Below are 18,102 nucleotides of genomic sequence, written 5' to 3'. Positions count from 1 at the left end.
AGGACCCAGGCATGACGCGCAAGATCCTGAAACCGCTTCTTCTCGCCACCGTGGCGGGCCTCGGGCTGATGACGTCCACGCTTGCCGTCTCGGCCGAGACGCTCGCCGATGCGCTGGTCTCGGCCTATCGCAACTCGCACCTGCTCGAACAGAACCGCGCCACGCTGCGCGCCGCTGACGAGGATGTGGCGCAGGCGGTGTCGGCGCTGCGCCCGGTGCTGCAGTGGACCGCCGATTACGGCTATTCGGCGACCGACACGACGATTGCCACCTATCGGGCGCAGGGCAAGAGCTATGACCGGCTCACCGCCTATACCTCGCTTGTCGCGCAGATGACGCTTTATGATTTCGGCCGCACCCGGCTGGCCATCGACATGAAGAAGGAAGCCGTTCTGGCAACGCGCGAGGCGTTGCGCTCGGTCGAGCAGAGCGTGCTGCTGAGCGCGATCAGCGCCTATACCAGCGTCAAAAGCACCGCCGAGCAGGTCTCGATCAACGAGAACTCGGTGCATGTCTATGGCGAAGACCTGAAGGCCGCGCGTGACCGTTTCGAGGTCGGCGAGGTGACGAAGACCGACGTGTCGCAGGCCGAGGCGGCCGAGGCCGCGGCGCGGGCAGCGCTGGCGGCGGCGCGCGGCAACTATCAGATCGCGCGCGAGGCCTACAAGGCGTCGATCGGCCATTACCCCGACAAGCTGTCGCCGCTGCCGAAGGCGCCGACACTGCCGAAGTCGCTTGATACCGCGCGCGAGACCGCGCTGCGCAACCACCCCTCGATCAAGCAGGCGCAGCACACCGTCAGCATGTCCGAGCTGGGCGTTTCGGCCGCGGCGGCCGAGCGGCTGCCGACGATCGACGGTTCGGCGGGCTTCACCAATTACGAAGGCGGCAACAAGGCGACGAATGTCGGCGTCGGTCTGACGCAGACGCTCTATGCCGGCGGCAAGCTGTCCTCGGCGCATCGCCAGGCGATCGCGAGCCGCGACCAGGCGAAGGCGGCGCTGAGCGAGGCGGGGGTCGAGATCTCCGATTCGGTGGCCCAGGCCTGGGCGCAGATCGGCGTCTACCAGGCGCAGATCACGGCCTATGACGAGCAGATCTCGGCGGCGAAGATCGCCTATGAGGGTGTGAAGGAAGAGGCGACGCTGGGCGCGCGCACCACGCTCGACGTGCTGGACGCCGAGCAGACGCTGCTCGACGCCCGGGCCTCGCGGATCACCGCCGAGGCCGATCTGCAGGTCGGCTATTATCAGCTGCTTTCGGCGATGGGTCTGCTGACGGTCGAGGATCTGAAACTCGGCATCCCGACCTATGACCCGGCAGCCTATTACAATGCGGTCGAGAACGCGCCGCTCACCAGCGTGCGGGGCAAGAGCCTTGACCGCGTGATGCAGGCGATCGGCAAGAAGCCCTGATCGACCCGGAAGACCCGACCGGGCCCGTGTCGGCCCGGCCATGACCTGCCCCGGCCTTTGCGGTCGGGGCTTTCTGTCCTTGTCCGGGGCTGGACAGCGGCCCCGCCCCGTCGCAGGATGGCCAGCGTGATGAATGAGCCCGGAACCCATATCGAGATTGAGGACGTCCTGACGTCGATCCGTCGCCTGGTATCGCAGGATGCGACCAGCGCGCGAGCCCCTGCCGTGTCGCATCGGGCCGCCGCGCCGGCGGCCGTGCCGCCGCCGGAGGCCGAAGCCGAGGACGCGGCGCAGGACGCGGCCTGCCTTGTGCTGACGCCCGCGCTGCGGGTCGAGCCGGAGGCGGAGGCCGCCGGTGAGGCGAATGCCGGTGAGGAGGCCGCACCCGTGGCCGAGGTTCCCGACGCAGATATCGTCGAGGAGCTGAGCCGGCTCGAGACCTCCATTGCGGAAATGGAAGCGGCCGTGGCTGGGCATGGGGCTGAATTCGCTGCGCAGGCCGGAGACGACGTTTCCCTTGAGGCCGACCCCCTGCCTGAAACCGCGCCGGAGCCTGAGCGCGACGTCGCGCCCGAGGCCGGGGACGATGCCGAGCCTGCGGACCTGTCCGGGGCGGAGCCGCTGCCGGCCGAGCCGCGCGATGACCGCGAAGAGGCCGAGGCGCCCTTCGCCGAGGATGTCGCGCCCGAGGATCTCGAGGCGCTGCTGCTCGACACGGCGGATTTTGCCGAGGCAGAGGCCGAAGTCGGCGTCGAGGTTGCGGATCCCGATGCGGAGGGTGTGGCCGTCGAGGAGGCCGGGCCTGTGCCGGATCAGGCCGTGGGGTTTGACGCAGAGGCGGAGGATGCCGTCGAGGACGACGAGGGCGACCCGGACCTGCGCGACGAGGCCTGGACCGAGGATCAGGGCGCGATGGACTGGGCCGAGGCGGCGCTGAACCTCGCATCGACCGGCTCCGGCCCGCGTCGCCTGCATCTCTCTGACGCCCTCGAGGAGGATCGCCGGCCGGAGATCCTGCGCTCGAGCTATCAGACGCTGCGCGACGAATATGCGCGCGACGAGGACCTGCCGGGCATCGAGGCGGCGCTCGATGACGAGCCGCTGATGGATGGCGGCCTGATCGACGAGGAGGCGCTGCGGATGCTGGTGGCGCAGCTGATCCGCGAAGAGCTACGCGGCGTTCTGGGCGAGCGCATCACCCGCAACGTGCGCAAGCTGGTGCGGCGCGAGATCCAGCGCGCGCTGATGGGCGAGGATTACGAGTGATCTGCCGCAGGCGGCTGGTTCCCAGCCGCTGAAATGCAAACGGCGCGCCAGTGGCGCGCCGTTTGATCAGGAGGATCCGCCCGGTCTCAGGCGGCCTCGGCCTCTTCCGCCGCCATGCGACGTTCGCTTTCCTCGCGCGACAGCGCCACCGAGGTGCGCACGCCCTTCGCGACGAATTCCATCAGGCCCTTCACCACGCGCTCGTTCGGGTCGATCCCGGCGCAGGACAGCACCTCGCGGCCATCGCGCGAGCGCGCCCAGCGGGCGATCTGTTCCGGGCCATTGCCGTATTTCTTGTCATCGGCGATCGCATCGTCGAGAGCAGCGAGAACGACGGCGGCGAACAGCTTGCGCGCCCTCTGTCCCTGCTCATAGTTGAATGCGGAGCCGTCAACGAAATCGCGCATTATTCCGTCCTTTGTTATTGCTCTTGCGTTTCCTGGCGTGGCGGCCATCTAGGGCGCATGAGGGGCGATTCGATATGGCCTGCGAGGAATGCCTGCCATGCACCATGCGCATACGACGCCCTGTCCAACCCTTGGGGCCGGCCCCTGTTCGATGGCCAGTCGCGCATATATAGGCCCGCTTTGCCACCGATCAAGGCATTTATTGCCGGATTTCAGGCAAAGTGCGAAGAAACCGCGGCTTTTCGGCGCAGCGCGGCATGGCAGCGCAGGGCGCCGGGTCATGATCGGGGAGATGTCTCACGATAACGTGAAAACAGCCGGCGCCGGGGCCTATCCGAGGCTCTCTTCGAGGTGCAGCCGCGCGTCGCCGGCGGTCATCACCCCGTCGGTCCGGTCGAAGCGCAGATGCGCGATCGCCCGTCCGCCGGACTGGGTGAAGAGCGTGCCGACAGGGCGTCCCTCGGCCTCGATCGGGGTGCCGACCGGCGCCGCGCCGTCGATCGCAAGCCGCACCAGCCCCTTGCGCAGCTCGGTCTTGTGCTTCATCCGCGCGGTCACTTCCTGCCCGACGTAACAGCCCTTGCGGAAGTCGACGCCGTGCAGCCGCTCGAAGCCCGCCTCGAGGATATAGGTCTCGGGCGTCAGCTCGATCCCGGTCTCGGGGATCAGATGCGCGACCCGGATCGCGTCCCAGTCACTGCCGTCATCCCCTGCCGTCTCGCCGTAAAACCGCCAGCCAAGCGCCGGATCGCGCGGGTCGGCGACGGCCCCCTCGGGGGCGGGGCCGGTGCCGCGATAGACCCCGAGCGCCGAGGGCGCGATCGCCACCTCGGCGCGCAGCTTGTACATCGCAAGCCGCTTCACCGTCGCCTCGGCGATGCGGGCGTCGATGTCGAGAAGGATCGTCTCGCCGCGCGGCACCAGCAGGAAGTCGGCCAGATACTTGCCCTGCGGCGTCAGCAGGGCGGCATAGACCGGGCCGTCCTTCAGCCGCCGCACGTCGTTGCTGACGAGGCCTTGCAGGAAATGCTCGCGGTCCGCACCGGTGATCTCGTAGATCCGTCTTTCGGCCATGGCCTGTTCCTTCGTCATTCGACGAGCTGCATCCGGCACAGGCCGGCATAGGCGCCGCCGCGGGCAAGCAGCTCGTCATGTGTGCCCTGTTCCACCGCCTCGCCCTCGACGATCACCACGATCCGGTCGGCGTCGCGCACGGTCGAGAGGCGGTGCGCGATGACCAGCGTCGTGCGCCCTTCGGAAAGGTGCGAGAGTGCCTGCGCCACCTTTGCCTCGGAGGCGGTGTCGAGCGCCGAGGTGGCCTCGTCGAGAAGCAGGATCGGCGCGTTGCGCAGCACCGCGCGGGCGATCGCCACGCGCTGGCGCTGCCCGCCCGACAACGCCGAGCCGCGCGGGCCGGCGGGCGTTTCGAGGCCAAGCGGCATCGCGTCGGTGAACTCGGTCACATGCGCGACCTCAAGAGCCTGGGCCAGTGCCGCCTCGCTGACGTCGGTGCGGCCCAGAAGCACGTTCTCGCGGATCGTCTCGTCAAAGAGTGCCGCGTCCTGTGCCACCATCGAGAACATGTCGCGCAGCGTGCCGAGATCGAGCGTCGAGACCGGCACGCCGCCCACGGTGACCGCGCCGCTGTCCGGATCGACGAGCCGGGTGAGCAGGTTGAAGACGGTGGTCTTGCCGGCACCCGAAGGGCCGACGAGGGCGGTGGTCTTGCCCGCTTCGGCGGTGAAGCTGAGCCCGCGCAGCACCGGCTTGCCGCCATAGCTCAGCCGCACGTTGTCGAGCCGCACCTCGGTCGTCGCCGGGCGCGGGGCCGGCCGCGCCGGCGAGCGGATCTCGGGGGTGATGTCGAAGACGCCATAGAGCCGTTCGAGGCTGGCGGCGGCGGTCTGCCAGGTGCCGGCAAGCCCGCCAAGCCGGCGCAGCGGCTGGAAGGCCAGCGCCATCGCGGTGAAGAAGGACATGAACTCGCCGACGGTGCGCTCGCCCTCGACGATCTCGGGGCCGCCGAGCACGAGGACGGCGAAGAAACCAAGCCCGGTCACCACGTCAATGAGCGCCGGGATCATCGACTGCGACACCGCCATCTTCACCATGGCGCGGCGGATGAAGGCCACCAGCGTCTCGAAGCGGCGCATCTGGTAGGGTTCCATCCGGTTCAGCTTGACCGCCGAGATGCCGTGGAACACCTCGTCGAGGCGGGTGGCGCGGGCGCTGGCCTGATTGCGCATCTGCCGCGTCTTCTTGCGGATGTAGCGCTGCGCCATGGTGGTGGGCAGCACCAGAAGCGGCGCGCCGATCAGCGCGGCGAGCGTCCAGCGCGGGTCGATCGACAGTGCCACGCCGAACAGCGAGACGAGCGCGATCGCATCGCGCCCGGCGCCGGTGATGAAGGTGGTCCAGACCCCCTGCACGGCAAGCGTGTCGCCCTGCACCCGCTCGATCAGCGCGCCGGGCGGGTTCGCCTGGAAGAAGGACTGGTCGAGGGTCAGGATGTGGCGCACCAGATCGACCTGCATGTCCGAGGAGGAGCGTTGCGACACGTCCGACAGCAGCGCCCGCGAGCCGACCGAGGTGACGGCGCGGATCAGGAACAGCCCGAAGATCGCGCCGCCCACCCACCAGATCATCCCGGCCTGGCCCTTCACGAAGACGGTGTCGAACAGCGGCTCCAACATTGCGCTGAGCGCGCCGAGGGTCGAGCCCTCGATGACCATCAGCACCATGGCGACCATCATCTTCGGCCAGTGCCGGCGCAGGTAGCGGTTCCACATCCGGGAAAAGAGCGTGTGCGAACGATAGGGGGTGTCGGGCCTTGCCACGGAAACCTCGCTGAGGGCGCCGGCGGGCGCGGGGTGAGCCCGATCTAGCGCGAAACCCGCCGCCCGGCAAGTTTGCCCGCCGGCGCCCGGTGGGGGAGGGGCCGCGGGCGTTGACCCGGCAGGGCCGGTTCAGTACCGAGGAAGGATCAGTTTCAGGAGACACCGATGAGCCTTGCGCAGGGCCGCACCTATCTCGCCATTCCCGGGCCCTCGGCCATGCCCGACCGGGTCCTTGCCGCGATGCACCGCGCCGCGCCGAACATCTACGAGGGCGACATCGTCACGATGACCCGCGGCATCGTGGCCGATCTGCGCCGCGTCGCGCTGTCGAGCAGCCATGTCGCGATCTACATCTCGAACGGCCATGGCGTGTGGGAGGCGGCGATCGCCAACCTGTTCTCGCGCGGCGACCGGGCGCTGTCGCTTGCCACCGGGCGCTTCGGCATCAACTGGGCGCTGCACGCGCGCGCCATGGGGGTCGAGGTCGAGACGCTCGATTTCGGCCTGAAGGCGCCGGTCGATCCGGCCCGGGTCGAGGCGGCGCTGCGGGCGGACACCGCGCAGACCATCAAGGTGGTGCTGCTGACCCATGTCGACACCGCGACCTCGGTGCGCAATGACGTCGCCGCGGTGCGCGCGGCGATCGACGCGGCCGGGCATCCGGCCCTGCTGGCCGTCGACTGCATCGCCTCGCTTGGTTGCGACGCGTTCCGCTTTGACGACTGGGGCGTCGACGTGATGGTCGCGGCGAGCCAGAAGGGGCTGATGGTGCCGCCGGGTCTTGGCTTCGTCTGGGTGTCCGACAAGGCGCTCGAGGCAAGCCGGACGAGCGATCTGAAGACCCCCTACTGGGACTGGGCGCCGCGTCTCAACCCCGAGCATTATTATGAATACTTCGCCGGCACCGCGCCGACGCACCACCTTTTCGGCCTCGTCGAGTCGCTGAAGATGCTGCTCGACGAGGAGGGGCTGGCCCATGTCTGGGCGCGGCACGCGACGCTTGCGCGCGCGGTTTGGGCGGCGTTCGATGTCTGGGGCGAGGGTGGCGAGATCACGATGAACATCGCTGATCCGGCGCATCGCGGCCATTCGGTGACGGCGGTGCGGATCGGCGGCGGTGGCGCGGCGCGGCTGCGCACCTGGTGCGAGGAGGAGGCGGGGCTCACCCTCGGTATCGGGCTTGGCATGGCCGAGCCGGGCACGCCCGAGGTGGCGAATTACCTGCGCATCGCCCACATGGGCCATGTCAACGCGCATATGACGCTTGGCGCGCTGGCGGTGATGGAGGCGGGGATGATCGCCCTTGGCATTCCGCACGGCGCGGGCGGCGTGACCGCCGCGGCGGCGGTCTGCGCGCAGGGCTGACGGCGGGGTCATGGGCAGGCGGCGAGGGGAGGGAACACCCTCGCCGCCTGCGACACGACGCCGGGTCAGGGGAGACCCCGGCGCCGCAAGGCGGAAGGCTCAGGGATTGCCGTGCTTCTCGAGCCACTGCACCATCCAGTCGACCTCGGCCTGCTGGTTGGTGATGATGCCCTCGGCAAGCTTGCGCACGTCCGGGTCATCGCCATAGTCGCGCGCGATCCGCGCCATCTCGATCGCCCCTTCGTGATGCGGGATCATCGCGCGCACGAAGTCGATGTCGGCGTCGCCGGTATAGGCGACGTCCATCGCCATGTGCATCTTGCGGTTCGCGGCCAGGAACGCCTCGGTCGAGGGGGCGGCATCGGCGGTCGCATTGGCGCCGCTCATCTTCTGGCCCTCGTGGTCATCGCTGCCGCCGCGGCCCTGGGCATAGGCGCCAAAGGCGATGGCGAAGGCGACGGGGCTGAGCATCGCGATCCGTCGGGTGCGGTTGATTCTGCTCATCTGCAACTCCTGTTCCCTTGGACAGGAGCCTGCGCCCGCGTCGCGCCTGCGGCAAATCACCACTGAGCGAGGGAAACGTGAGTCCCCGTGGCCCTCAGAGCGCCGCGCGGGCGCGGGCCAGCGCGGCGGGAAGGGCTGCGGCAAAGGCCTCGACCTCGGCCTCGGGGCCGCAGGAGACGCGGATGCAGCGGTCGAGCGGCGCAACACCGGGCATCCGCACGAAGATCCCGGCCGCGGTGAGCTCCGCCAGCACGGCCCGCGCGAAGGCGCCGTCGCGGCCGCAGTCGATGGCGACGAAATTCGTCGCCGAGGGCAGCGGCTCGAGCCCGTTCTCGCGCGCGATGGCGCCGATCCGGTCGCGCGAGGCGGCGATCAGCCGGCGCATGTAGGCAAGCCAGGTGGTGTCGGACAGTGCGGCCAGCGCGCCGGCCTGGCTGATCCGGCTCATGCCGAAGTGATTGCGGATCTTGTCGAAGGCGGCGATCAGCGGCGCCGCGCCGATGGCATAGCCCACCCGCGCCCCGGCGAGCCCATGCGCCTTCGAGAAGGTGCGCATCCGGATCACCCGCGGGTCGTCGGCGTCGATCGGCGCCTCGGTGCCCTCGGGGGCAAGCTCGACATAGGCCTCGTCGACAATGAGCAGGCTGCCCGCGGGCACGCGCGGCACCATCGCGGCGATCGTCGCGCCGGGGTGGTGCGAGCCCATCGGGTTGTCGGGGTTGGCAATGTAGATCAGTTTCGGCACGATCCGCCCGGCCAGGGCGAGCAGCGCCTCGGGGTCCTCGGCATCGCCCGCATAGGGCACCTTATGCGCCACGCCGCCAAAGCCCGCGACATGGAAGGTGAAGGTCGGATAGCCGCCCTCGGAGGTGACGACGGCATCGCCCGGCGCGATCACCAGCCGGCACAGATAGCCGAGCAGCCCGTCGATGCCTTCGCCGACCACGATGTTCTCGGGCCGGCAGCCATGGCGCGCGGCAAGTGCCACCTTCAGCTCGTAATTCTCCGGATCGCCGTATTTCCACGCCTCGCCTGCCGCCGCCGCCATCGCCGCGATCGCGCGCGGCGAGGGGCCAAAGCCGTTCTCGTTCGCGCCAAGGCGGGCGGCGAAGGGGTGGCCCATGCGGCGCTCCTGCGTTTCCGGCCCGACGAAGGGCACGGTCGAGGGCAGGGTATCGATCAGCGGGGTGTAGCGAGGTCCGGTCATGATGCGAAATCCCTAGGAGCAAAGCCCGCGCCCGGCAAGGGGGCAGATTTCGTCGCGTCATCCGCGCGCGGGCCCGCTGCCAAGCGCCAGGTCTCCGCATATACTGGAAAAAGGGCAGACAGGGAGGGACACATGGCTCGGCTCACCACGGAAATCCTGGGCGGGATCGCCTATGTCACGCTCACGCGGCCCGAGAAGATGAACGCCGTCGATTTCGAGATGATCGACGCGGTGATCGCGGCGGGCGAGGCACTGGCCACGCAGCCCGGGCTGCGCGCGGTGGTGCTGGCGGGCGAGGGGCGGGCCTTCTGCGCCGGGCTCGATGTCGCGAATTTTGCTCGTCTGGCGCAGGGCGGGGCCGAGGAGCTGATCCTGCCGCGCAGCCATGGCGCGGCGAACCGCTTCCAGCAATTCTCGCTGGTGTGGCGGGCGCTGCCGGTGCCGGTGATCGCGGCGCTGCAGGGCGTGGCCTTCGGCGCGGGCTTCCAGCTTGCGCTCGGCGCCGATATCCGGGTTGCCGCACCGGACACGCGGCTGTCGATCATGGAGATGAAATGGGGCCTTGTCCCCGACATGGGCGGCATGGTGAGCCTGCCCGAGCTGACCCGCGCCGATGTGGTGCGGCGCCTGACCTATACCGCTGAGGAGATCGGTGCGGTGCAGGCGCGTGACTGGGGCCTTGTCACCGAGATCGCGGAGGATCCCCTGGCCCGCGCCACCGAACTGGCCGAGACCATCGCCGCGCGCAGCCCCTCGGCAATCCGGGCGGCGAAACGGCTGATCGCCACCGCCTGGGCGGCGCCCGCCGACACCGTGCTGATGGCCGAAAGCCGCGAGCAGGTGAAGCTGATCGGCAAGCCCGACCAGCTCGAGGTGATCGCGGCCAACCTGCAACACCGCGCGCCGGTCTTCTGAGCGGCGGTTTTTTCTTGGCGCAAATACTCCCGCCGGAGGCGCTTGCCGCGATGCAGGAGCCTCCGGCGGGAGTATTTGAACAAGGAAAAACCGGACGGGGAACTTACCCCTTCAGGAACTTGCGCCGCGCTTCTTCGGCGATCGCCTGTTTCATCATCAGCTCGGACAGGCGCGCCATCAGGGCGCGGCGCGCGGTCTCGTCGGTCGCGGCGGCAAGCTCGGCGCGGGCCGCCTCGACCTGCTTCTTCAGCACGATCTCCTCGGGCAGGACGCCCGCCGCCGCCATCATCCGGAAACCGACCGCCTCGCCGGCATCGAGAAAGGCCTCGCCCGTGCGGTCGGGGAGGGGCTTGCCCTCCCCTGCAAGGCCCGAGAGCTTGCCCTCGGCCCGCGCCTTGAGCATCCGCCGCTCGGCGAGTTTCTCGAGCCAGCCCGCCATCGCTCAGCCGAGCTCGGCGAGCCGCTTCACCGCGGCGGCGACCTTGGCGGCCTCCTCCTCGCGGGCGGCGAGGTTCTCGCGGGCCTCGTCGATCACCTCCTCGGCGGCGTTCTCGATGAACTTCGGGTTCGAGAGCCGGCCGCGCAGGCCCGCCGCCTCCTTCTCGAGCCTGCCGAGGGTCTTCTCGAGCCGGGCCTTCTCGGCCTTGACGTCGATCACCCCCTCGAGCGGCAGGCCGAAAAGCGCGCCCGCGACGGGGATCGAGATTGCGCCCTTCGGGATCGCGGTCTCGGTCAGGCTGTCGAGGCGGGCAAGCTTGAACACCAGCGCTTCGTTGCGGGCAAGCGCGGTGCGCGCGGCCGCGTCGGCCTCGGCCAGCACCATCGGCAGCTTCAGCCCCACCGGCACGCCCATCTGCGCGCGGCTCGAGCGGATCGTCTCGATCAGGTCGATGACCCAGTTCATCTCGCGGTCGGCCTCGGCGTCGATCAGCTCGGCGCCATAGACGGGCCAGTCGCCGTGCACCAGCATCTTGGCGCGGCCTTCGGCGGGGGCCGTCAGCGCCCAGAGTTCCTCGGTGATGAAGGGCATGATCGGGTGCAGCAGGGTATAGCACTGGTCAAGCACCCAGCGCATCGTGGCGCGGGTCTCGGCGGCCTCCTCGGTGTCGAAGAGGGGCTTGGCGAATTCCACGTACCAGTCGCAGACCTTGCCCCAGACGAAGGCGTAAAGCGCCTGCGCCGCCTCGTTGAAGCGGTAGCTGTCAAAGGCCGCGTCCACCGCCTCGCGCACCTTGGCGGTCTCGCCGATGATCCAGCGGTTCACCGTGTGCCTGGGCTGCGGCACGCCGGCGGCGGCCGGGCCCTCGAACACGCCGTTCATCTCGGCAAAGCGGGTGGCGTTCCAGATCTTGGTGCCGAAGTTGCGATAGCCCGCGATGCGGTCCTTCGACAGCTTCAGGACGCCGCCGAGCGCCGCCATTGAGGTATTGGTGAAGCGCAGCGCGTCGGCGCCGAACTCGTCGATGATCTCGAGCGGGTCAATGACGTTGCCCGCCGTCTTCGACATCTTCTTGCCCTTCTCGTCGCGCACCAGCTGATGCAGGTAGACGGTGTGGAAGGGCACCTGGTCGACGACGGCGAGTTGCATCATCATCATCCGGGCGACCCAGAAGAACAGGATGTCAAAGCCCGTCACCAGCACGTCGGTCGGGAAATAGCGCGAGGTCGTCTCGTCCCAGTTCGGCCAGCCGAGCGTGCCAATGGGCCACAGGCCCGAGCTGAACCAGGTGTCGAGCACATCCGCATCGCGCCACACCGGATAGACCAGAACGGTCGGATCCTGGCTCACGTTGTACTCGGCAAGGCTTGCCGCCAGAGTGTCGATCGCCGCCTGCTTGTCGGCCACCTCGACGATGCGCGCATGGCTGAGCGGGATCGGCAGATCGGCGATCTCGTCCTGGAAGGCCGCCGTCACCGCCTCGAAGGCCGCGGCGCAATGATAGACGTCGTTGCGGTGCAGCATGCCGCCGTCGTTCAGCAGCCGGCCGAGTTCCACCTCGTCGAGCGCGCCGTCGCCCTCGTCGTCGCGGAAGCCCGGCGCGCCGAGGTCGAGCCCGTACCACACCGGGATCTGGTGCCCCCACCAGAGCTGGCGCGAGATGCACCAGGGCTCGATGTTCTCGAGCCAGTGGAAATAGGTCTTCTCGCCGGCCTCGGGCATGATCACCGTGTCGCCATTGCGCACCGCGTCGAGCGCCTTGCCGACGATCTTCTCGGCATCGACGAACCACTGATCGGTCAGCATCGGCTCGATCACCACCTTCGAACGGTCGCCGAAGGGCTGCATGATCGGCTTCGCCTCGACCAGCGGGATCACGTTCGGCTCACCCTCTTCGCCGGCCTTCGGGTTCGCGACCATCACCGCGAGGCCCTCGGCCGTGATCTGGGCGATCACCGCCTCGCGCGCGGCATAGCGGTCGAGCCCGCGCAGCTCCTCGGGCACGAGGTTGAGCGCGTCGACCTCGGCCTCGGTGAAGGCCGCGCCCTTCGAGATTTCCATCGCGCGCTTGGCCGCTTCGGCATAGGACAGCCCGTCGGTGCGCATCTGCGCGCGGGTGTTCATCAGCCGGTAGAGCGGCAGGCCGGCGCGTTTCGCCACCTGATAGTCGTTGAAATCATGCGCGCCGGTGATCTTCACCGCGCCCGAGCCGAAGGTCGGGTCGGGGTAGGGGTCGGCGATGATCGGGATCTGCCGGCGGTGTTCCTTCGGGCCGACCGGGATCTCGCACAGCATGCCGATCAGTGCGGCATAGCGTTCGTCATTGCCGTTCACCGCAACCGCGCCGTCGCCCAGCATGGTCTCGGGGCGGGTGGTGGCGATCGAGATATAATCGCGCTCTTCCTCGAAGGTGACGGTGCCGTCCTCGTCCTTCTCGCGATAGGTGTAGGTGACGCCACCCGCGAGCGGATATTTGAAGTGCCACATGTGGCCCGCGACTTCGATGTTCTCGACCTCGAGGTCGGAGATCGCGGTCTCGAAATGGGGGTCCCAGTTCACCAGCCGCTTGCCGCGGTAGATCAGGCCCTTCTCGTACATCTCGACGAAGACCTTGATCACCGCGTCATGGAAGTTGCCTTCCTCACCCGCCGGCGCGCCGGGCGCGCCCGACATGGTGAAGGCGTTGCGCGACCAGTCGCAGGACGAGCCGAGGCGCTTCAGCTGACCGACGATCGTCGAGCCGTATTTGCCCTTCCACTCCCAGACCTTCTTCAGGAATTCCTCGCGGCCAAGCTCGGTGCGGCTGGGCTGGCCGGTTTTCGCCAGCTCCTTCTCCACCATCATCTGGGTGGCGATGCCGGCATGGTCCTGGCCGGGCTGCCACAGCGTGTCGAAGCCGCGCATCCGGTGCCAGCGCACCAGAATGTCCTGGATGGTGTTGTTGAAGGCATGGCCGACATGCAGCGCGCCGGTGACGTTCGGCGGCGGGATCATGATGCAGAAGGTTTCCGGGCGCGAGGCATTGGCCCCCGCCTTGAAGGCGCCGGCCTCTTCCCATTTCGCATAGATCCGAGGCTCGGCCTCGCGCGCGTCGAAGGTCTTTTCCATCGTCATCGGTCTTGTCCTTTCAGGGCTTGACGGCTGTTTAGCGCGCACACCCCGCAAGGAAAAGCCTTTCCGCGCGTCGCAAGGGGGGGCGGCGCCCCCGGCCGTGCCGCCTAGACCGCCCGGTCGAGCTTGGTCGACAGGTGGATCAGGCTTTCCGAGCTTTTCACCCCCTGCATCTCGCCGATCTGGTCGAGCACCGCGTCGAGCTGCGCGGTCGAGTTCGCCGCGACCTGCAGCAGCAGATCGACCCGGCCCGAGGTGGTCGAGATCCGCTCGACCTCGGGGATCGCCTTCAGCCGGGTCAGGATCGCGGCCTGGGCGCGCGGCTCGATGGTCAGCAGCACGGTGGTGCGCAGCCGCCCGGCCCGCGCCGCCTCGCCGAGCTTGACGGTATAGCCCGCGATGACGCCCGTCGTCTCCAGCCGCTCGAGCCGCGCCTGGATCGTCGAGCGCGCCACCTTCAGCCGCCGCGCCAGCGTCGCCACCGACATCCGGGCATCGCCCGAGAGCAGGCCGAGGATCGCCGTGTCGAGTTCATCCATTGTGGGTGCCTGCAGATTGACCGGATATTTCGTCATTATAACGAAGATGCGCCACAGATCTACTCTTTTGATCGGTGAAACTGTGCCCCATGTAGCGCAGACTGAGAAGACAGGAAAAGGGCGCCTCATACGCACCTGGCCTGGTTGGTTGAAACGCTGTAAGCGTCTCCCGACCCGTGAAGCCGGGGCAAGAGGTGGCTGCAATTCTGTTGGCGAGGGAGAAGCCGATGGGACTGTCGAAGACGATCTGGGCGGCGCCGTCCGAAATCATCCGTCACAAGCAACCCGAGCACCCGGTGCTGGTGTTCTCGCCCGCGGCGCTGCAGGCGAGCGCGCGGCGCTTCATCCGGGGCTTTCCGGGCATCGTGACCTATGCCGTGAAGTCGAACCCCGACGAGATGGTGATCCAGAACCTCGTCGCGGCCGGTGTGCGCGGCTTCGATGTCGCCTCGCCCTTCGAGATCGATCTCGTGCGCCGTCTCGCCCCGGGGGCGGCGCTGCATTACCATAACCCGGTCCGCGCGCGCGCCGAGATCGCCCATGCGGTGAAGGCCGGGGTGAAGACCTGGTCGGTCGATTCCGGGTCCGAGCTCGAGAAGCTGATCGAGATGGTGCCGGCCGAGGGCTCTGAGATTTCGGTGCGCTTCAAGCTGCCGGTCGCGGGGGCGGCCTATCATTTCGGTGCCAAGTTCGGCGCGACGGCCGAGGCCGCGGCCGAACTGCTGAAGCGGGCAGCCGGGGCAGGGTTCCTCCCCTCGCTCACCTTCCATCCGGGGACGCAATGCACCGACCCGATGGCCTGGGACGCCTATATCCGCACCGCGGCCGGGATCTGCGCCGCGGCCGCGGTGACGGCGGCGCGGCTCAATGTCGGCGGCGGCTTCCCGAGCCATCGTCACGAGGCGGCTGCGCCGGCGCTCGAGGCGATCTTCGCGCTCATCGACCGGGTCGCGACCGAGGCCTTCGGCGCCGATCGTCCGGTGCTGGTGTGCGAGCCGGGCCGCGGGCTGGTGGGCGATGCCTTCACCCATATCACCCGGGTGAAGGCGCTGCGCGACGGCACGCAGGTGTTCCTGAACGACGGTGTCTATGGCGGGCTGGCCGAGCTGCCGCTGATCGGCAACATTGACCGCATCGAGGTGGTCTCGCCCGAGGGCGTGCGCCGTGTCGGCGCGCCGGTCGGCCGCACCGTCTTCGGTCCGACCTGCGATTCGGTCGACCGGCTGCCGGGGGAATTGCCGCTGCCGGGCGATCTGGCCGAGGGCGATTTCATCGTCTTTCATGGCATGGGCGCCTATTCCTCGGCCACCAACACCCGGTTCAACGGCTTCGGGGCGATGGAGATCGTCACCGCGCTGTCGCTGAAGGGCTGAGGGCGCGCCCTTCGTCGGCGCCCCCGGGAGCCGCGCACGACATCGTCAATGACCGTTTACCGACCTTGCCCTATGCTCGGGGCAAGGTCTTTTCACGCGAGGGGGAGATGGGCGCGGATTTCGCCGCCCGCATCCCCGGAGGTTCCGGGTGATGCGCGGGTTGATCGAACGGCTGGTGGCCTTTGCGCGCCATCATCTGCACCGGCGACAGCCCGAGGCGGCGCCGCCCGCACCGCGCACGCGCGGGCCGGTCGATCACGTGCTGCTGCTCGACGGCACGCTTGGCGCGCTTGATCCGGCGCGGATCACCTCGATCGGGCTGATCTGGCGGTTCCTGCGCCGGCGCGTGCCGCGCACCTCGGTCTATTACGGCAAGGGGCTGCAGTTCCGCGAATGGCGCGACCTCACTGACGTCTGGTTCGGCTGGGGGGTGAATGCGCAGATCCGCCGTGCCTATGGCTGGCTGGCGATGCGCTACCGGCCGGGCGACCGGATCTTCCTCATCGGCTATTCCCGCGGCGCCTTCGCGGCGCGCTCGCTTGCCGGCATGATCGAGCGGGTGGGCCTGTTGCGCCCTGAGGAGGCGACCGAGCGCAACGTCACCCTTGCCTGGCGCCATTACGAGGGGGTGCTGTCGCCCGAGGCCTTCCGCCACGCCCATTGCCATGCCGCGACGCCGATCGAGATGGTCGGCGCCTTCGACACGGTGCGCGCGCTCGGCGTGCAGTTTCCGCTGCTGTGGATGCTGAGCGAACCGCGCTATCGTTTCCACGATCACCGGCTCGGTCCCTCGGTGCGGCACGGCTTTCACGCGCTTGCCCTGCACGAGACCCGCTCGGTGCTCGAGCCGCTGCTCTGGGCGAGCGAGGACACCGGCGCGGCGCGGATAGAGCAGGTCTGGTTTCGCGGCTGCCATGGCGACATCGGCGGTCAGCTTGGCGATGCCGAAACGGCGCGGCCGCTCGCCAACATCCCGCTGGTGTGGATGCTCGACCGTGCCGCGGAGCTGGGCCTGGCGCTGCCCGCGGGCTGGCAGGAGGAGTTTCCGACCGATCCGCTTGCCCCCTCGGTCGGCAGCTGGGGGGGGCTGGGGCAAGCTGTTCTGGCTGCGCGCGCCGCGGGTGATCGGCCGCGACCCGTCCGAGAGCGTGCACGACACCGCCTTCATCGCCGGGCGGGAATGGTGGCTGACGATCCGCCCCTGGCTGGCCGGGAAGAGCGCCCGCATCCGCCGGCTAAGGCAGAGGCGCTCAGTGCGCCTCGCCCATGATGAAGCAGGTGGCGGTGCCGACGGCATAGAGCCGGTCGTCGGCCACGCCGCGGATCTCGCCGCGCGCGACCCCGGTTGAGCGGCCGAGGTGCTCGAGCCGGCCGATGCCCGCCACCTCGGTGCCGATCGGGATCGCGCGCAGCATGTTGACCTTGTATTCAAGGGTGGTCTGGAACTGGCCGCGCGGCAGGCCGGTGATGACGGCGCAGGTCAGGCAGGTGTCGAGGATCACCCCGTACCAGCCGCCATGGGTGCCGCCGAAGGCGTTCGAATGGCGGAACTCGGGCGTGCCGCGGACCTCGACAAGGCCCTCCTCGGCGGCGGTGATGCGATAGTTCATCGACTGCGCCAGCGTCGTCGTCGGCACCTCGCCCGCGATCATCTTGCGCATGAACTCGAGCCCGGTCATCGCGCGCAGCGCCTCGAGGGGCAGGAAATCGCCGGGGCCTTCGGCATACATCGGTTCGGTCATCGTCTTCTCCCTTTTCGGGCGGCAGCCTGCCGTCTCGCATGCGCAGCGAAAAGGGGGCGCGAGGCCCCCCTGCAGCAAAGTTCCGTAACGTCACCCGGCTTCAGGCGGCCGCGGCCGCAGGTGTCACGCCGAGTGCGGCGCAGACCGCAAGGGTCATCTGCGGCCGGTTCAGCGTGTAGAACTGCAGATCCTCCACGCCGCCCGCGATCAGCGCCTCGCACAGCGCGATGCACAGATCGGTGGCGTGCTCGCGCTCGCGCCCGGCGGCGATCGCCGCCTCGAAGCCCTCGGCCACATGCGCCGGGATGGCCGCGCCGCAGCGGCTGGCAAAGCCCTTCGCGCCCTTCCACGACTGGATCGGCAGGATGCCCGGGATGATCTTCGCGCTGATCCCTTCCTTCACGCAGGCATCGCGGAAGCGGAAGAAGGTGTCCGCCTCGAAGAAGAACTGGGTGATCGCCGAGGTCGCGCCGGCCTCGGTCTTGCGCTTGAGCCAGCGCACATCGGCCAGCGCGTCGGTGGCCTCGGGGTGCGGCTCGGGATAGGCGCCGCAGCGGATGGTGAAGCGGCCGTCGGCGGCCAGCGCCTCGATCAGCGCGACCGAGCTCGCGAAGCCCTCGGGATGCGGGATGAAGCGGTCGGCGCCCTTCGGCGGGTCGCCGCGCAGCGCCACGATCTCGGTCACGCCGGCCTCGGCATAGGCGTCGACGATCTCCAGCGTTTCGGCCTTGGTGGCGTCGACGCAGGTCAGGTGCGCGGCAACATTCAGCCCATAGTTCTTGTGGATCGTCGCCACCGCCTCATGCGTCAGCTTGCGCGTCGTGCCGCCGGCGCCATAGGTGACCGAGACGAAGCCCGGCTTCAGCGGGGCGAGCGCCTGCACCGTTTCCCACAGGCGGAACGACGCGTCGAGCGTCTGCGGCGGGAAGAATTCGAAGCTGACGGTCGGCGTGGTCATGGCGGCATCCTTGTTTTCCGGCGC

General features: G+C 68.8%; 16 protein-coding genes. 6 read left to right on the top strand and 10 right to left on the bottom strand.

The window, feature by feature from the left end; genetic code table 11:
* The first annotated feature begins 11 nt into the window (after positions 1-11).
* Both EOW66_RS12140 and EOW66_RS12135 read left to right on the top strand, forming a co-directional pair.
* Positions 12-1,415 (top strand): TolC family outer membrane protein, encoded by a 1,404-nt coding sequence (locus EOW66_RS12140; protein WP_128156599.1) that lies wholly within the window; start codon positions 12-14, stop codon positions 1,413-1,415.
* Positions 1,416-1,544: 129 nt separating this feature from the next.
* Positions 1,545-2,681, top strand: coding sequence for a hypothetical protein (locus EOW66_RS12135; RefSeq protein WP_128156598.1), 1,137 nt, complete (start codon positions 1,545-1,547; stop codon positions 2,679-2,681).
* An 86-nt stretch (positions 2,682-2,767) separates the two neighbouring features.
* On the opposite strand, the gene EOW66_RS12130 is transcribed toward EOW66_RS12135, so the two are convergent.
* The 3 genes from EOW66_RS12130 to EOW66_RS12120 all read right to left on the bottom strand — a co-directional run bounded on the left by EOW66_RS12130 (position 2,768) and on the right by EOW66_RS12120 (position 5,877).
* Positions 2,768-3,088, bottom strand: coding sequence for a DUF6280 family protein (locus tag EOW66_RS12130; protein ID WP_113900578.1), 321 nt, complete (start codon positions 3,086-3,088; stop codon positions 2,768-2,770).
* A gap of 330 nt (positions 3,089-3,418) precedes the next feature.
* The gene (gene ygfZ / locus EOW66_RS12125; protein WP_128156651.1) at positions 3,419-4,162 is read right to left on the bottom strand and encodes a CAF17-like 4Fe-4S cluster assembly/insertion protein YgfZ; all 744 of its coding nucleotides are present in this window, start codon (positions 4,160-4,162) and stop codon (positions 3,419-3,421) included.
* A gap of 14 nt (positions 4,163-4,176) precedes the next feature.
* Positions 4,177-5,877 carry an ABC transporter ATP-binding protein gene (locus EOW66_RS12120; RefSeq protein WP_128156650.1) on the bottom strand — a complete coding sequence of 567 codons (1,701 nt, stop codon included), beginning with the start codon at positions 5,875-5,877 and terminating at the stop codon, positions 4,177-4,179.
* 213 nt (positions 5,878-6,090) lie between these two features.
* Here EOW66_RS12120 and EOW66_RS12115 point away from each other — a divergent pair, with 213 nt between their 5' ends.
* Positions 6,091-7,290 carry a pyridoxal-phosphate-dependent aminotransferase family protein gene (locus tag EOW66_RS12115; protein ID WP_128156597.1) on the top strand — a complete coding sequence of 400 codons (1,200 nt, stop codon included), beginning with the start codon at positions 6,091-6,093 and terminating at the stop codon, positions 7,288-7,290.
* A 99-nt stretch (positions 7,291-7,389) separates the two neighbouring features.
* On the opposite strand, the gene copM is transcribed toward EOW66_RS12115, so the two are convergent.
* Positions 7,390-7,794 (bottom strand): CopM family metallochaperone, encoded by a 405-nt coding sequence (copM, locus tag EOW66_RS12110; RefSeq protein WP_239017574.1) that lies wholly within the window; start codon positions 7,792-7,794, stop codon positions 7,390-7,392.
* A 94-nt stretch (positions 7,795-7,888) separates the two neighbouring features.
* Positions 7,889-9,001 carry a pyridoxal phosphate-dependent aminotransferase gene (locus tag EOW66_RS12105; RefSeq protein ID WP_128156596.1) on the bottom strand — a complete coding sequence of 371 codons (1,113 nt, stop codon included), beginning with the start codon at positions 8,999-9,001 and terminating at the stop codon, positions 7,889-7,891.
* Between the two features lie 132 nt (positions 9,002-9,133).
* Here EOW66_RS12105 and EOW66_RS12100 point away from each other — a divergent pair, with 132 nt between their 5' ends.
* Positions 9,134-9,916 carry a crotonase/enoyl-CoA hydratase family protein gene (locus EOW66_RS12100; RefSeq protein WP_128156595.1) on the top strand — a complete coding sequence of 261 codons (783 nt, stop codon included), beginning with the start codon at positions 9,134-9,136 and terminating at the stop codon, positions 9,914-9,916.
* A 103-nt stretch (positions 9,917-10,019) separates the two neighbouring features.
* On the opposite strand, the gene EOW66_RS12095 is transcribed toward EOW66_RS12100, so the two are convergent.
* The 3 genes from EOW66_RS12095 to EOW66_RS12085 all read right to left on the bottom strand — a co-directional run bounded on the left by EOW66_RS12095 (position 10,020) and on the right by EOW66_RS12085 (position 14,005).
* Entirely contained in the window at positions 10,020-10,355 is a 336-nt protein-coding gene (locus EOW66_RS12095) for a DnaJ family domain-containing protein (RefSeq protein ID WP_128156594.1), read from the bottom strand.
* Positions 10,356-10,358: 3 nt separating this feature from the next.
* The gene (locus tag EOW66_RS12090; protein ID WP_128156593.1) at positions 10,359-13,469 is read right to left on the bottom strand and encodes a valine--tRNA ligase; all 3,111 of its coding nucleotides are present in this window, start codon (positions 13,467-13,469) and stop codon (positions 10,359-10,361) included.
* Positions 13,470-13,573: 104 nt separating this feature from the next.
* Entirely contained in the window at positions 13,574-14,005 is a 432-nt protein-coding gene (locus EOW66_RS12085) for an Lrp/AsnC family transcriptional regulator (protein ID WP_113900629.1), read from the bottom strand.
* A 227-nt stretch (positions 14,006-14,232) separates the two neighbouring features.
* Between EOW66_RS12085 and EOW66_RS12080 the strand changes: the two genes are divergently transcribed.
* Both EOW66_RS12080 and EOW66_RS12075 read left to right on the top strand, forming a co-directional pair.
* Positions 14,233-15,378 (top strand): type III PLP-dependent enzyme, encoded by a 1,146-nt coding sequence (locus EOW66_RS12080; RefSeq protein ID WP_128156592.1) that lies wholly within the window; start codon positions 14,233-14,235, stop codon positions 15,376-15,378.
* 151 nt (positions 15,379-15,529) lie between these two features.
* A complete protein-coding gene (locus tag EOW66_RS12075) occupies positions 15,530-16,648 on the top strand; it encodes a DUF2235 domain-containing protein (protein WP_239017573.1) in 1,119 nt (372 codons plus the stop codon).
* On the opposite strand, the gene EOW66_RS12070 is transcribed toward EOW66_RS12075, so the two are convergent.
* Together EOW66_RS12070 and EOW66_RS12065 are read right to left on the bottom strand one after the other, a co-directional pair.
* On the bottom strand, positions 16,629-17,120 hold the full coding sequence (locus EOW66_RS12070; RefSeq protein ID WP_128156591.1) for a PaaI family thioesterase: 492 nt from the start codon (positions 17,118-17,120) through the stop codon (positions 16,629-16,631). The genes EOW66_RS12075 and EOW66_RS12070 overlap by 20 nt on opposite strands.
* Before the next feature lie 100 nt (positions 17,121-17,220).
* Positions 17,221-18,078 (bottom strand): methylenetetrahydrofolate reductase, encoded by an 858-nt coding sequence (locus EOW66_RS12065; protein WP_128156590.1) that lies wholly within the window; start codon positions 18,076-18,078, stop codon positions 17,221-17,223.
* Positions 18,079-18,102: the final 24 nt, after the last annotated feature.

Source organism: Paenirhodobacter huangdaonensis, assembly GCF_004022465.1.
Classification (GTDB): domain Bacteria; phylum Pseudomonadota; class Alphaproteobacteria; order Rhodobacterales; family Rhodobacteraceae; genus Rhodobacter; species Rhodobacter huangdaonensis.
Note: the sequence above shows the minus strand (reverse complement) of the source record. Positions and strands in the feature narration are given on the sequence as shown.